This window comes from Pseudomonas sp. MWU12-2319 (assembly GCF_023242525.1).
GTDB classification, from domain to species: domain Bacteria; phylum Pseudomonadota; class Gammaproteobacteria; order Pseudomonadales; family Pseudomonadaceae; genus Aquipseudomonas; species Aquipseudomonas gingeri_D.
On the sequence record NZ_JALJES010000008.1, the window covers coordinates 156571 to 172115 of the forward strand.

The window sequence follows — 15545 nt, forward strand, 5'->3', positions numbered from 1 at the left end:
CGTATTACTTTGTTGAGGAGGCAAAATGTCTGTTGCTAGCAACCTGTCACACGGCGAGCGTCATCAAGCTCGTAGCGACCAACAGGGCAACGTGCAAAAAAACTTGGCCACACTGGTAGAGTCCTGCCGCTCGGTGGCTGATCTGTGCCGTAAGGTCGACGTCAACCGCCAGCAGTTCAACAAGTACCTGGCCGGCCAGCACTTGCCGTCGCAGAAGATCCTGCAGAAGATCGCACGCTATTTCATGATGGAGAGCGAGGATCTGTTTCGGCCACCTGTCGACTTCAAGAAATTCTACGAGGGTTTCGAGAACGAACTGCCGATCGGTCTGCGAGCCTCGGCGCAATTCACACACTTCCTGCCACTGGCAAAAAACTCCGCCGATCTGCTCGAAGACTACCTGGGGGTGTACTACCGCTACCACAATTCGTCTATCTACAAAGGACGAATCCTGCGTTCTATCACCTGCCTGTACCGCGCCGACTCCATGGTTCAGTACGTCACCGTAGAACGTTTTCCGCTGCTCGATGGCAGTGGCAAGATCGGTTACTCCTTCACCTATCACGGTTTTTGCCTGCTGCTGGGTGATCGTCTCTTCATGGTCGACTTCGAAGGCAAGCAACGCAACGAAATCACTTTTTCGATTCTCACCCCGCAACACCGTCGCCCTATCCGCTTTCTCTACGGCCTGATCACCGGAGTAGCTTCTTCGTCCTTTCGCCAGCCGTTTTCGACGCGAATGGCCCTGGGCTATGCCGGTAAGGGCATGATCCGTAAAGAGCACTTGCGTAACGGCACCGTGCTGCTGCCCAGCGACCTGTCGTTACCCCTTGAAGTGCGCGAGTACATGACCGGCGACAACTCATCGATCATCTGGGGCGGTCAGGACTGACCCATCCCTGTGCACATAAAAAAACGCCATCGATCATGACCTGATCAATGGCGTTTTTTGTGAGCCTGCCGACTTACTCGACCGCAGTACCAAACGGCACTTCGCGGTGCCCGTAACGGCGCACACGGATGTTGGCTTGCTCGGCGTGACCGGTGAACTTCTCAAGTACGCACAGGCGTGAGCAGTACTCACCGATCATCGCCGAAGCTTCATCGGTGAGGATGCGCTGATAGGTGCAAGTCTTGAGGAACTTGCCCACCCACAGGCCACCGGTATAACGCGCAGCCCCGGAGGTCGGCAAGGTGTGGTTGGTGCCGATCACCTTGTCACCGTAGGCGACATTGGTTCGCGCGCCGAGAAACAACGCGCCGTAGTTCTGTAGGTGCTTGAGGAAGTAATCCGGATCACGGGTCATGACCTGAACGTGCTCGGAAGCCACCTTATCCGCTTCGATGACCATTTCCTCATCGCTTTCGCAAATGATGATCTCGCCATGGTTGTCCCAGGCCTTGCGGGCGATCTCAGCCGTATCGAGCAACCCCAGCAGGCGCTCGATTTCAGACAGGGTGTCCTCGCCCAACTGACGAGACGTGGTGATCAGCACCGCTGGCGAAGTGGGCCCATGCTCGGCTTGACCCAACAGATCGGTGGCCACCAGTTCGCCGTCGACACTGTCGTCGGCAATCACCATGGTTTCGGTGGGGCCAGCAATCAAATCGATACCAATCTTGCCGAACAGTTGGCGCTTGGCTTCCGCCACATAGGCGTTGCCAGGCCCGACGATCATGTCCACGGCGGGGAACTCGCCGATGCCCAGAGCCATTGAAGCCACCGCCTGTACACCGCCAAGACAATAGATTTCATCGGCGCCAGCCAGGTAGATGGCGGCAATCACCGGTGCGCTTGGGCGCCCCTCGAAAGGTGGCGAAGTGGCAATGACTTTTTTCACGCCGGCCACCTTGGCCGTGATGATGCCCATGTGCGCCGACGCCAGCAGCGGGTATTTGCCGCTAGGAATGTAGCAGCCGACGGTTTCCACCGGGACGTGTTTATGGCCCAGGATAATACCGGGCAAGGTTTCCACTTCGACATCGCACATCGAGTTGCGCTGATGCTGGGCGAAGTTGCGCACTTGTTGCTGAGCGAACTTGATGTCGTTGATCTGCCGCGGCGTCAGTTCGGCCAGGCAGGCATCGATCTGTTCCTGACTCAGGCGAAAACTGGCGGGGCTCCACTTGTCGAACTTGTCCGAATACTCGTGTACCGCAGCGTCGCCACGAGTGCTGATGTCGGAAATCATTTGCTCGACAATACGACGCACCTGGTGGGTATCGGCTTCGCCGGATGGTTGCGTGGTGGAAGATTTCAGGTAGTACGCCATGGGGGTTCCTTCGTTCTCGGAAAATGACTTCGCTTCAGGCGATCACATGGGCCAACCGGCCCACCATATTCACAGCGTCACTGCGCAAGAACTGGGCGAAGCGTCTGATGTAGCGAGTATCGGTATGGGGTCTTCAGTACTCAATTTCGCAAGCCGGGCCTATGTGACGCACTTCGACGCAGGTTCGGCGCCAAGACCACGCAGCTGTTGCGATGGGAGTCGCGGTGCCAGCGCCGCAACGCCGAGAATGATGTCTGCCGCCCGCTCACCGATCATGGTGCAGGCCGCGTTGGTGTTGCCTGACACGATGTTGGGCATGATTGAGGCATCCGCCACCCGCAGGTTTTCGATCCCCACGACACGCAGCTGCGGGTCTACCACGCTCATCGCGTCGGTGCCCATCTTGCAGGTGCCCACCGGGTGCAATGCAGCGCGTGCATTGCGACGCAAGTAGGCGGCCAGCGCAGCCCGGTCGCTGAAGGTCACGCCGGGGTAGTGCTGGCGAGCCACGTACTGGCTGAAGGCAGGCTGGGACATGATGTCCTGCCCAATCAGGTAGCCCTCGGACAACCGGTCGACGTCGTACTGTTCGGCCATGTAGTTGGGCATGATTCGCGGGAACTCGCCGGGGTCTGCACTGCGCAGCGAAACGTGCCCCCGAGAGCGAGGCCGTACATGTTCGAAATTGAGGGTGCAGCCGGTCCCGCCCGGGACACTGTCAGTGCCCTCCTCGATGCCGGCACCGACAATAAAAAAGTACTGCAAGTCTGCTGGCCGATTCGTGTTCGAACCTCGTGCAAACAGACCGCCTTCGATGAGGTTCGACGCAATCGGCCCACTGCGCGCGACCAGGTATTGCAGCGCTGCCCAGGCTTTCCATTGGGGTTTCTTGAACTTGTCGTAGCTGTCGACGCCCTTCAACTGGTAAACCAGCGACATCTCCAGGTGGTCCTGCAGATTGCGCCCTACCCCAGGCAGGTCGGCGTGTACCGGCAAACCCAGCGAGGTCAGTTCATCCGCCGCACCGACACCCGACAACATCAACAGTTTCGGCGAGTTGATCGTACCCGCAGACACAATGACCTCACTGTCTGCCGCGACCGTGAAGCCCACGCCACCCTGCAGGTACTCCACGCCCGTCGCACGGCCATGCTCAATGAGAATGCGAGTGGCCCTGGCGCCGGTAATGACTTTTAGATTCTTGCGCTGCATAACCGGGTGCAGGTAGGCACTGGCAGAGCTTGAGCGTCGGCCATTGCTACTTGCAATCTGATAGTACCCGCAACCGTCCGGCGTACCCGAGTTGAAGTCAGGGTTGAAGGGAAAACCAGCCTGCTGACATGCCTGCAGCCATTTGCGTGTCAGGGGGTGGACGTTACCGTTGAACGACACACCGAGGGGCCCGCCGACACCGTGGGCCTCATTGCAGAAATCGGAGTTGTCTTCGGAGCGGACGTAATAGGGCAACACATCGTCGTATGCCCAGCCCGTCGCGCCCGACTGCGCCCATTCGTCATAGTCCTTGGGGTTGCCACGGGCGTAGACCATGCCGTTGACGGAGCTTCCTCCCCCCAGCACACAGGCCTGAATCATCGTATCCCCAGGGGCACGGCCGAACTCGGCTGGCGAATCCCATGGGTAACGCTTGAGTAGCGGCCCCTGGCATGTCTTGTAGTAGGTGCCGGGAAAACGAATGTAGGGGTTGGAATCGCGTGGCCCTTCTTCGAGCAGCACCACCGAGACCTCTGGGTTTTTCGACAGCTTTGCAGCCAGGATACAGCCGGTGGTTCCCCCACCGACAATGACGCAGGTTGCGCTAAACATCGTGCCATTCCCTTCGTGATGCCGCCACGCGCCAGCGTGGTGCCTGATGGATGCCGTCGGGGCAGACCGCTGGCTGGACGACTCAAGTCCGCCCAGCCAGCAGTTACCTAGATGTTTTTCAGATCGGCGACGAGGCGGTCAGCCGCCTGCCGCGAGGTCATGGCAGGGGTATTGGCAAAGTGCGTGATCACGTCCAGGAACACTCCGCGCACATCGCGGTCCTGGCCAATGTTCTCGACAAACGAGGGCAACATCCCGCCATCGGTCTGATTGGCCTTGCGGTCGGCCAGGTTGATCTGGGCACAGCTGTCGAACTTGTCGGCCGGCACATCGACGACGGTTGGAATGGAGCCCTTGCGGGCGTTGAACTCGACCTGCACTGTAGGATCGAGTACCAGGCTGGCAAAGGTTTTCTGGATCTGCTGGTGCTCGGCACTGCTTTGCTTGAAGAAAGCCAACTGGTCGGTAATAAATACAAACGCACGGCCATTGCCTGGAGACGCGGCACACAAGAAGTCTTCACCCGGCTTCATGTTGGCCCGCAAAAACTCGCCTTTAGCAAAGTCACCGATAAACTGAAAACCGGCCTTTCCGTCAATGACCATTTGCGTGGCGGCATTCCAGTCGCGGCCGATACGGTTCTTGTCCGTGAAGTTGATGACCTTGCGGAACTGATCGAAGACCTTGATCATCGTGTCGCTCTTGATGGCCACCGGATCGTGCTCAAGAATCGCCTTGGTGTAAAAGTCCTTGCCAGCGATGCCAAGGATCACCGAGCTGAACATCTGGCCTTCCTGCCAGTCTTCCCCGCCCAACGCCACCGGGATGACCCCGTCCTTTTGCATCCGTTCGGCGATGGCATTGAACTGGTCCCAGTTCTCGGGCAACTTGCCGCCGTACTTGGCCAGCAACGCCTTGTTGGCCCACATCATGTTTTCACGATGCTCATCCAACGGGATGGCGTAGTAGGACCCCTTATACATTGCCCATTTGCGCATTTCCGGCGAGAGCTTGGCATCCCAGTTCTGCTCCTTGGCGTACTCATCGAGGTTGGTCAGTACGCCTTGGTCGACATAGGCATGCATCAGGTTCGGCACCGTTTGCGTCACGTCTGGGGCCGTCCCTGCGGACAGGCGTGCTTGCAGGGCCTGCTGCTGATTATTGCCATCGTTGCCGGCGATGGCCGAGTCCTTCCAGCTAATGCCGGCCTTTTTCACAGCATCCTTGAGGGCATCCAGGGCGTACGCCTCCCCCGCAGAGGACCAGGGGTGAACCACCTCGACTTCCTTCTGCTCTGCCGATGCCATGCCTGAACCCAACAGCACAGCCAATGCGACGGCACTGAGCGCGCCACATTTGAAACCCAATTGCCCTGTGCTCCGAACGTTTTTATTGCTTTTCATAACGTTTCTCTTCTATTGCGGGGTGGGAGATACCGCCTTTTCGAGGCAGTTTTTGCAAAGGTGCTGTCGCGCCCGTCTTGCAAACAGCGGGTACAGGCTCTCGCAACCGGTCCAGGTAGAACGGCGTGAGGGGTGTTCTTCAGTCAGTTATGGTGTTCAACGCTACCGGGCGATGCGCTGCTCGGTAGCGGCGTCGAACAGCAGCGCCTTGCTCAAATCGACCGCCAGGCCAACCCGCTGGCCGGTCTCTCCGACCCCCGGGGCGAACCGTGCCATCAGGGTTTCACCGCAGGCCAGCAGAATCACGAAGTTGTCGGAGCCGGTGGGCTCTACTACATCGACAACGGCCTGAATCAACTCAGGCGAGGTGATGTCTGCTGAGTGAGCCAGCCATTCAGGCCTCACGCCCAGCACGACGTTCTTCCCTACATACGGCCGGTAACCTGCGCTGATCTCACCCAGGTTGACACGCATGCCAGCGGAGGCTTGGGCACCGCCCACGAACACCGCATCAGCGCCTTCGAGCTTGAGCGTGCCGCTGATGCAGTTCATCGCCGGGGAGCCGATGAAGCGCGCCACAAAGAGGTTCTCCGGGTGCTCGTAAATGGTCTGCGGCGAACCGATCTGTTGAACTTCACCGCCCTGCATCACCACAATTTTGGTCGCCAGGGTCATGGCTTCGATCTGGTCATGGGTGACGTAGACCGTGGTGGTCTTTTCCCGTTGGTGAAGTTTCTTGATCTCGGCGCGCATGTCGGTGCGCAGCTTGGCATCCAGGTTCGACAAGGGTTCGTCGAACAGGAAAATCTTCGGCTGACGGACCATGGCCCGGCCCATCGCCACCCGCTGGCGCTGACCGCCGGAGAGTTGCGACGGTTTGCGGTCGAGCAACTGATCGAGTTGCAGAATACCGGCGACCCGCTTGACCGCCTCGTCCTGCTGCTGGCGCGAGGCACCCCGTACACGCATGCCAAAGGTGAGATTGCGGCGCACTGTCATCGTCGGATACAGAGCATAGGACTGGAACACCATGGCGATGTCACGCTCAGCCGATTCGATGTCATTGACCACCACGCCATCGATCACGATCTGCCCACTGCTCACCGGCGCAAGCCCGGCGATCGCACTGAGCAAGGTTGATTTGCCGCAGCCAGAAGGCCCGAGCAACACCAGGAACTCGCCATCGTCCACGTCGATGTTGACGCCCTTGAGCGTCCTCAACTCACCGTAGTGTTTTTCTACATTGCGAATGTTCAAAGATGCCATTTGTGCTTACCCCTTGACCGCGCCGGCCATCAGACCGCGCACGAAATATTTGCCCGCCAGGACGTATACGACCAAGGTCGGCAGCGCCGACAGCAGCGCACCCGCCATATGGATGTTGTAGGGCCGCTCGCCGGCACTGGTGCTGACCAAATTGTTGAGCGCGACCATGATCGGCGTGCTGGAGCCACTGGTGAAGGAGACGCCGAACAGAAAGTCGTTCCAGATCCCGGTGAACTGCCAGATCACCGTGACCACGATCATCGGCGTGGACATGGGTAGGATGATCAGCAGGAACGTCGTCCAGAATCCCGCGCCATCGACCTGCGCGGCCTTGATCAAATCCTGCGGAACCGTCATGAAATAGTTGCGGAAGAACATCGTGGTCATCGGCAAGCCATAGAGGGTGTGCAGCAGAATCAGACCGCCGATACCATTGGACAGACCGAACAATGCGAGCATCTTGGCGATCGGGATCAGCATCACCTGATAAGGGGCGAAGGTGCCGAACAGAATCAGTCCATACACCAGATTGGCTCCGCGAAAATGGAATTTCGACAAGGCATAGCCATTTACCGCGCCAATCAGAGAGGAGATCACCACGGCCGGAACAACCATCAGAATGGTGTTCCAGTAAAACCCGCGCAAACCGACGCAACTGGTGCCCACACAGGCTCTGGACCAGGCATCGACCCAAGGTTGGACCGTGGGATGAGTGGGGAACGACAGGATCGAGGTGTGTGCAATCGCGCTCATGTCCTTGAACGAGGCAAACACCATGACCACCAACGGCATTAGGAAGAACGCCGCGAAGCCAATGAGCGCGACATACAAGGCCAGGCGCCGTACCAGGGCAATCATGTTGCGACGCAAGGCTCGAGTATCAATGCCAGTGGCGCGTTCAGTGATGGTTGTCATTGTGTTCACGTTTGAACTCCCCATACAGGTAAGGCACGACGATAGCGACAACAACCAGCAGGATCATTACGGCGCTCGCCGAGCCCTGTGCCATCTGCCCGCGCAGAAAGGTGGAGTTGTACATGAAGGTGGTCGGCAGATCGCTGGAGTAGCCAGGCCCGCCATTGGTCAAGGCCACAACCAGGTCGAACGAGCGCACGGCCTGATAGACCAGGATCACGATCGCGGAAAACATCGAATTGCGCAGCATCGGAATAATGATCTGGGTGTAGATCCGGAAGGCCCCCGCTCCTTCCAACTGCGCCGCCTTGACGATCTCCGCATCCACCCCTCGCAACCCGGCCAGGAAGATCGCCATGACGAAGCCCGCCGTTTGCCACACCGCCGCAATGACCAGTGTATAAACCGCCATGTTCGGATCGACCAGCCAGTTAAAACTGGCATTCTCGAAGCCCCAGCCCTTGAGCAGATGCTCGATGCCGGTGCCAGGGTTGAGAATCCATTTCCAGGCGATACCGGTCACGATCAGAGAGATGGCCATGGGGTAGAGATAGATCATTCGCAACGCGCCTTCGGCACGTACTTTCTGGTCCAGGAAGATCGCGATGATCAAGCCCAGCAACAGCGAAATCACTGAAAACCCCACGGAGAACAGCACCAGATTGATCACTGCGGTGTTCCAGCGGTCAGACTCCCACAGCCGGTAATACTGGGTCAGCCCCACAAAGTCATACTTGGGGAAGAACTTGGAATCGGTGAACGAAATCACCGTCGACCAACCGATGAAGCCGTAGACGCTGATCGCGACCAGGATGAAGGTAGGGGTGATTGTCAGCGCTGCTGGACTCAAGCGAAAACGCTTCGGTTTGGGTGGAGAAGCTGCCGGGTCAGGCGGTGTTATTGTTTTTGTGCTCACGATGATTATCCTCATACAAAACCAGTCAGTTTTATCGACTCGCGGTGCTACCGGCACCGGCCGACTCACCGTCATACACAGGCGCAGGAAAATGCAGGCCGCCCTGATGGACCGCCCCTGCGCTGCCTCTTGTTGTCATGATTTCTACTAGTGCCGGGCCCTTGCTATTCACAGCTTTTTGTAAGGCCGGTTGCAACTGGGAGGCATGCTCGACTCGCCAAGCCTCAAGACCAAAATGCTTGGCCACTTCGGCGAAATCCGGAGAATAGGGTTTACCATCCGGCAGGTTGAACTCACTGCCCAGGTGACGGCCGAAGACCTCGGCCTGACCGTCTCTAAGTGATACGTAGCCACTATTGTTGAACACCACAAACACCACAGGAATGGTGTGCATCACACACACTGCCATCTCCTGCATGGACTGCAAGAAGTCACCGTCCCCCACTACGCAAACCACCTGACGTGCCGGCATGGCCAGCTTCGCACCGATGGCCGCGGGCACAGCCCAGCCCAAGGAGCCGAAGCTGCCGGAGCACAGGTGGCTACGCGGCATATACACCGCAAACATTTGCCTCACGGCGATCTGGACACTGCCGGCACCGACCACCACGATTGCGTCGCGCTCAAGCACTCGGCGCAACTCGGCCAGCGGGCGCTGCACAATAAAAGGTGACGCATCGTTGTTGCGGTCCAGCCCCAAGCGGGCTTCCCAGACCTCACGTAGGGCGCCTAATTCCTCCAAGTACGTTGTACGGGCCTGGGAGAAACCTTGGCACTGCTGCGGGGAAAGCTCTGCCAACAGGTCCGCCAGCACATTGCACGCATCGGCAGTGATACCCACTTCCACCCGATGGTTGCGACCGATTTCATGAGCATCCACGTCAACCTGAATCAACTGAACATGGGCCAATGCCGACACCACCCCGCCCTCCCAACCTTCTTGCAGGGTATTGGCCAATCGACTGCCCACCGCCAATACCACATCTGCCGTAGCCAGCAACTGATTGGCACATGGGCTGCCCGATTGGCCGATCGGGCCGGCGCTGAGTTGGTGATCCTCAGCAATGGCGCCCTTGCCGTTGGTGGTGGTGACCACTGGCGCAAAGAGGCGCTCGGCCAGTGCCGTCAGTTCCTGAGAGGCCTCGGCCGCGATCACCCCACCGCCAGCAAGAATCACCGGGCGCCGGGCCTTGACCAACAATTGCAAGGCGCGCTTGATCTGGCCTTTTTGCGCGGCGATTCGACCGGTAGGCATGCGGGTGTTTGGGGGATCGAAACAGACCTGTGCACTCGCCACCTGAATCGCGATCGGCACCTCGACACTCACCGGGCCAGGACGCCCACTGAGCATGGTATTGAACGCTTGATACATGAGCGCCGGCAGGTTTCCGATGGTCGATGCTTGTAGCTGAGCCTTGATTACACCAAGCGAATGGCCGCTATGGGGGCTCCGAACGGAAGTATCTGCCGAGAGAGACTGTGGCAGATGAGATAGCTGCCCACCACTTATGACCAGTACGGCCGTCGAATCTGCAAAGGCCGTGGCTATGCTGCCGAGCGCCTTGGAGACACCGATCGCCGTTGGCAACAATGCTGCCATTGGCCGGCCGCAGGCTCGAAAGTAACCATCGGCCATATGGACCGCGCTTTGCTCCTGCATCACCTGAATAAACGGAATTTCCGTCCCCGGTGCTAGTAATGCATCGACCATCGCCCACGAACCGTATCCTGGGATGCCCGCGACGTAGTGCACGCCATGTGCCTTGAGGGCTTTCGCTACGATTTGGCCGCCGGTGAGCTTCACAGTGAACTCCAATCAGACGAAGGCTGCAGCCGATGATGAAAGGCTCATGGTCGACTGGCTTGCCGTTGGGCTTGAGTATTCGCTTCAGGTACCTGGCACTCAATTTCGCAGGGTCGCGAAAAGCGACGCACTTTGACGCATATCTGGCGCATCACTGACTGAGGCCCCCGACAAACATCCAGTTGTATTGTTGGGGCCAACTGTTCCCGGACACGACATTAAGTATTTTCTCGGAACTCACCGATGCCAGCTTGTCGCCTCTCACAGGGGGGGCTATCTCATCTATGAATGGATGAAATCATTGACCAAGCCGCCAAGAAAAAACCTACGAAACAACCAGACACATACATGGATTGCATAGGTCAGGTCTGACTACTAGATTTGCAACCCTACCGCTAGCCTAGTCGCGCCACAGTCAATCCTGTGGTCGGGTGTCGCAACCTGATGTGTGTCTGAGGCGCGGTTTCGCGCCATAGTTCTCTAGCTGGCGCTTTTAGCGTTCGGCTAGCGTATTTCTATGGCGGACCGTGCGGGGCAGGCTTCGGTCTGGCCGGTTTCCTCAGACGCCGGTTTGCGACCCTCGTACGGTCTGCCACCCTTTGTCCGTGTCGCAACGGTGGATGGCAGTTCCTTAACCCGTCTGACCAGACTTTCACCCTGCTCAAGCTAGCCCCGGCACTGATCTGGGAGTCGGATCAACGGCCAGCTACTTTTTCGGGCACAATCCAAGTCGAACCTTGGCAACAGGAAGGCCATGAAGCTGATGCCATAGAAACACAACCCGAGACCGTGCCCTCCAACGAAGGTGCGGCACAAACCACAGACCACCAGGCAGCATTCAAGTCATCCGCGGGTATGCAGTTTGTGGGCTGGATACGGGAGGGACTGAAAAGCGAACGGCTGCGGCTCAACGAAGCCAAGGCTCTGCTGCATACGGTCGATGGCACGGTATTTCTGGTAAGTCCTGGTTTGTTTCAGCGCTATGCCCAGGAACACCCAGCCATTGCCCGCGAAGCGAAACGTGAAGGCACCACGGATTGGCAGTGGATACAGAAACGCTTTGAGCAGCTGAATCTACACCGCAAACAACCCAGTGATCTGAACATCTGGACCTGTGAAGTACTGGGTCCAAACAAGGGGCGTCGACTACATGGTTATCTGATGATTGATCCGCGAAACTTGGTCGTAGAGGTGACTTTCAACAATCCGTATCTGAAGCTTTTACAGTATTCAGAAAGAGAAAAAATCATTTAGCGTCCCTAATCTGTACAGCACGCGGAGCGCCATAAATGTGAGTCCCGATGAGTACCAAGGTTCGCTCACAGCTCAACGGCACCTGCAAAGAAACAAAATGCGACAAATAGGCAGCAGCCTACCAGCAGGACACCCCCATCAAATTATCGGATACTTCGCACGCTTTCTTGGTCTATGACTGACTGAGCAACCCTCCCCCTTCGTAATAGGCTTGTCGAGTCACAAGTATACCTGTGACCGGGTGTCGCAACCTGTACTCACACGAAGGCGCGGTAGCTCCGTAACGATGTAGTCAACGCTTCTGGCGTATGGCTGCTGCGTTCTATGGTGGACCGCGCGAGGCAGGTTTCGGCCTGGCCGGTGTTCCTTCGTGTACCGGTTTGCGACCCTCGCGTGGTCTGCCACCCTCATCGTGTCGCAACGGCGGATGGCAGTTCCTTAACCTCACGAAGGAGATAAGGAGAATGGTCTATCCCCCTTTCATGCCCGGGCACCGCCTGTCACGTCGGGTGTTACTACGATCTGGCCATGGAGCCCCAGTCCATGATTGATCGCTCATTGCTCTCTCGCTTGCCCACACCCACCCTGATCAAACTTGCCTCGCTGACACCCAGCGAAGCGGTCGATCATTTACGCCATGCCGCCCGGCTTTGTCTGGACGGTGCCCGAACCCTGGCCTTTCAGGATGACCAACAGCAGGAACTGGCCGATAAACTGATCAAGGACGCCATTGCCCTCTATGACATGGCCCTACTGCGACAACGCCATCTTCCCGCGCCGACGACCAGCGACACCCTCAGCCTCAACGCTTGCGACAACGCTCTATCAGAAAGCCCCACACCTTGGGATGAGCGATTCGCTCAGGAAATCGCCAGCGGCACGCGTTGCGCCGGACTCTGGCTGGACCGGCGAGCCACACAACCCTTGTGGTGGCAGTTGACCCAGGCCCGTCGCGGCTACCCAGAAGGCGAGCGTCGTGACGCCTTCGAAGCCGGCTTTCTACGGCATCTGCAGCAGCGGCTGATCGCCATGCAATACCGAACCTCACGCAGCCCGTCCCCTCGCTGACAACAGCCCCGCACAAGGCGGCAGCGTTCACGCTGTCACTTTGTGCGAACCAAAAAAGGTATTTAACGCCAGACTCAATCCTCTCTCGGCCAGCACCGTACGCCTACTTTATTGCACCACGTTTTACTTTTAACCGAGTGACATTCTCGCCGACCTGATTTGCAAATTCGTGGGGGGTGATATGCTCCTGACGATTGGCCTCAAGGTACCGGCTCCACCAGTTCATGATCAGCCTGCGCTCTTCAATAAACTCTGCCTTATGGATGTAGGCCGCGCGAACACTGTTCCGCTCTCGATGGCTCATCTGCCTTTCAATAGCGGTCTCGGACCATAGCCCTGACTCGACCAATGCGCTGCAGGCCATTGCACGGAACCCATGACCACAGACGTCCCTCTTGGTGTCGAACCCCATTACTCGCAACGCTTTGTTCACGGTATTTTCTGACATCGGCTTCCAAGGATTGGCATCGCCTGCGAATACTAGGTCAAACGTGCCGGTAAGAGCGTGAATCTGTTCGAGCAGCGCCACGGCTTGCGGCGATAAGGGTACAAGATGGATATCCCCGGCCATTTTCGTCCCCCTTGTGGAGTAGCGGACGCCTTTCAGGGCTGGCCGAGTATCGGGAATCGCCCATACACCGCGCTTGAGGTCGAACTCACCCCAACGGGCAAAACGAAGCTCACTGGAACGTACAAATACATGTAACGACAGTAATAACGTGAGCCGAGTCAATGGTCGTCCCGGATAGGTATCGACGAGCGCAAGTAATTCCGGCAGGCGCGATAAAGATAGGGCTGGCCGGTGAAGCACCCGTGGGGTCTGGATAGAGCCCTCAAGATCGTAAGCAGGATTCACAGTGATCAATCGACGACGCTTTGCTTCGCGCATGATGCCTTGTATATAATTTTGTACCCTCAAGGCGAGGTCGATCGTGCCACGAGCCTTGATCGCTTCCAGTGGCTGGAGAAGATCGAAGGTATCCAGCTCTGCAATTTGCCGCGACCCGATCAGCGGAAATACATGGGTCTTGAGGCGATTCATTACAGTCTTGGAGTGGTCGGATGACCACTTGGCTGACATGTTCTTGTGCCAAGCTCGGGCAGCGCTTTCGAAGGTTCGGCCTTTTGTGGCCGCTTCAATCTTGGCCTTCTGTTTGTGCTCGACCGGATCAACTCCTTCAACCAGGAGTCTTCTAGCTTCCAAACGCTTTTGGCGGGCATCGGCCAGACTGACAATCGGATAGCTGCCAAACGAGGTCAGCCCTTCCCGTCCATCAGGTTTTACATACCTGAGGCGCCAGCCTTTGCGGCCATTGGGTTGGACTAGAAGGTAGAGGCCGTCGCCATCGAAAAGTTTGTAGGCACGATCTCTGGACTTGGCTAGGCGGCAAGCCGAGTCGGAGAGCGGAGCAGTGGTGCGCGACATAAGGGTACTCCCCCTTTATCGAACTGACTGTTGTACCCCTAATTTTACCCTTAAAACGACTGGATTCCAGCAGAACTGACCAGAACCAGACGGAACGCCAAAACGAAAAAACCCGCCAAAAGACAGGTTTTTCAGGGGTTCCAGAGAATTCGTAAGCGCTCTATGGAATGCAAGATGGTGCCCGAAGCCGGAATCGAACCGGCACGCCCTTACGAGCGGGGGATTTTAAGTCCCATGCGTCTACCAGTTTCGCCATTCGGGCGGTAGCGCGGTGAAGCGGTCTACGCAGCGGCTCATTACGAGTCAGAGGGCTCCAAAACCTGCAAACCAACCTGGCGCCTGCGCGACAAGGGGACGAATATATACATCCCCACCCGGCGAAGCAAGTTTGCTGACGTCAATTCCCCACGCCACACACATTTCGCAACCATCTGATTTTCAACGAATTGCCCGGCACCTGGCATGCCTCGAACCAGGACGCCCCCTCAAGGCCCCTCCCACCTGGCCAAGTCATTGGATTTCCAAAGGTTATGCATCAAATTGATATCAGGCTGTAATTATTTCATCACAAACGGCCGCCATAATCGGGCACTGCCAAAGGATCTGGCCCCATCCCAAGAAGCCCGCACATGCGGGCTTTTTGCTGTCTGGCCGACAGCGCTGGGCCTCCAAGCCCACAAACAAGGCTAAAGCACCCGCCCATCCCAACCAACCGTCACGTTACCCGGCAATTCTTGACGATGCTGCAGCAACCAGGCATCCAACGTATGCCCGACATGGGTCAACACGCCCTGCCCTGGCTTTAATTCTTCGATGCACTGCAATGCCAGCGTCAAATCATTGTGATTACGCGGTGCCTGGGGCTGCGGCGGCATCGAACAATCAAGCACCAACACGTCGAGGGCTTCGCGTTGCAGCCAGGCCGTCGTCGCCGGCGGCAAGCCGACAGTGTCGGTGAGGTGACGCAACAAGGTCGACTTGCCGGAGCCGGAAGCGCCAATCAGCGCGACCATTTCACCGACCGCGATGGTGAGGTCGAGATCGACCAAGGCGCTCTTTCGCGCAAAGGTCTTGTTCAGATGTTCGACACGGATCGCTGGATGCATGGGCCGCTCTGTCTGGTTGAGCAGCCATCCCTGGCCACGTTTGAGTTCAAACGACTCTAGGCAGGCGGGGTGTCAGGTAGATGACCTGAACAAAACGTGGGAATAAACGTTTGATGAAGGTTTGATGAAAGGTTGAGCGGGGACGCCCGAAGGGCACACGCCAGCTTTAGACGAACGGCCAAGCCGAATGCCCGCAGCTCCTTGCACTTGGGCAAACGCGATCTATTGTCTCCCAATATCACTCAAGAAAACCTGAGCCCCCTATTCTGGTCGGCAGTACCGTCCAGTGA

12 protein-coding genes and 1 tRNA gene are annotated in these 15545 nt (G+C 57.6%); 3 read left to right on the forward strand and 10 right to left on the reverse strand.

Features of this window, described 5'->3' with window-relative positions; all coding sequences use genetic code 11:
- The first annotated feature begins 25 nt into the window (after positions 1-25).
- On the forward strand, positions 26-892 hold the full coding sequence (locus tag M5C01_RS15445; RefSeq protein ID WP_152739506.1) for a helix-turn-helix transcriptional regulator: 867 nt from the start codon (positions 26-28) through the stop codon (positions 890-892).
- Between the two features lie 73 nt (positions 893-965).
- On the opposite strand, the gene hisD is transcribed toward M5C01_RS15445, so the two are convergent.
- The 7 genes from hisD to M5C01_RS15480 all read right to left on the reverse strand — a co-directional run bounded on the left by hisD (position 966) and on the right by M5C01_RS15480 (position 10401).
- Positions 966-2273 (reverse strand): histidinol dehydrogenase, encoded by a 1308-nt coding sequence (hisD, locus tag M5C01_RS15450; protein ID WP_152739507.1) that lies wholly within the window; start codon positions 2271-2273, stop codon positions 966-968.
- A gap of 159 nt (positions 2274-2432) precedes the next feature.
- Positions 2433-4097: a GMC family oxidoreductase N-terminal domain-containing protein gene (locus tag M5C01_RS15455; RefSeq protein ID WP_152739508.1), complete on the reverse strand. Its 1665-nt coding sequence runs from the start codon at positions 4095-4097 to the stop codon at positions 2433-2435.
- A 107-nt stretch (positions 4098-4204) separates the two neighbouring features.
- The gene (locus M5C01_RS15460; RefSeq protein WP_152739509.1) at positions 4205-5500 is read right to left on the reverse strand and encodes an ABC transporter substrate-binding protein; all 1296 of its coding nucleotides are present in this window, start codon (positions 5498-5500) and stop codon (positions 4205-4207) included.
- A 162-nt stretch (positions 5501-5662) separates the two neighbouring features.
- On the reverse strand, positions 5663-6766 hold the full coding sequence (gene ugpC / locus M5C01_RS15465; RefSeq protein ID WP_152739510.1) for a sn-glycerol-3-phosphate ABC transporter ATP-binding protein UgpC: 1104 nt from the start codon (positions 6764-6766) through the stop codon (positions 5663-5665).
- Between the two features lie 6 nt (positions 6767-6772).
- Positions 6773-7624 carry a carbohydrate ABC transporter permease gene (locus M5C01_RS15470; RefSeq protein ID WP_218586081.1) on the reverse strand — a complete coding sequence of 284 codons (852 nt, stop codon included), beginning with the start codon at positions 7622-7624 and terminating at the stop codon, positions 6773-6775.
- Positions 7625-7664: 40 nt separating this feature from the next.
- Complete coding sequence (locus M5C01_RS15475) at positions 7665-8612, reverse strand: sugar ABC transporter permease (protein WP_152739511.1); 948 nt, start codon at positions 8610-8612, stop codon at positions 7665-7667.
- A 16-nt stretch (positions 8613-8628) separates the two neighbouring features.
- Complete coding sequence (locus M5C01_RS15480) at positions 8629-10401, reverse strand: thiamine pyrophosphate-binding protein (protein WP_178129845.1); 1773 nt, start codon at positions 10399-10401, stop codon at positions 8629-8631.
- A gap of 789 nt (positions 10402-11190) precedes the next feature.
- Between M5C01_RS15480 and M5C01_RS15485 the strand changes: the two genes are divergently transcribed.
- Positions 11191-11655, forward strand: coding sequence for a DNA-binding domain-containing protein (locus M5C01_RS15485; RefSeq protein WP_152739513.1), 465 nt, complete (start codon positions 11191-11193; stop codon positions 11653-11655).
- Between the two features lie 543 nt (positions 11656-12198).
- Complete coding sequence (locus M5C01_RS15490; protein WP_152739514.1) at positions 12199-12723, forward strand: LasR-specific antiactivator QslA; 525 nt, start codon at positions 12199-12201, stop codon at positions 12721-12723.
- A gap of 103 nt (positions 12724-12826) precedes the next feature.
- Here M5C01_RS15490 and M5C01_RS15495 read toward each other — a convergent pair whose 3' ends face one another.
- From M5C01_RS15495 to M5C01_RS15505, 3 genes are all read right to left on the reverse strand, one after another.
- The gene (locus M5C01_RS15495; RefSeq protein WP_152739515.1) at positions 12827-14149 is read right to left on the reverse strand and encodes an integrase arm-type DNA-binding domain-containing protein; all 1323 of its coding nucleotides are present in this window, start codon (positions 14147-14149) and stop codon (positions 12827-12829) included.
- A gap of 175 nt (positions 14150-14324) precedes the next feature.
- Positions 14325-14411: transfer RNA gene (locus M5C01_RS15500), tRNA-Leu, on the reverse strand.
- Between the two features lie 424 nt (positions 14412-14835).
- Positions 14836-15255 (reverse strand): ATP-binding cassette domain-containing protein, encoded by a 420-nt coding sequence (locus M5C01_RS15505; protein ID WP_152739516.1) that lies wholly within the window; start codon positions 15253-15255, stop codon positions 14836-14838.
- Between the last annotated feature and the right edge of the window lie 290 nt (positions 15256-15545).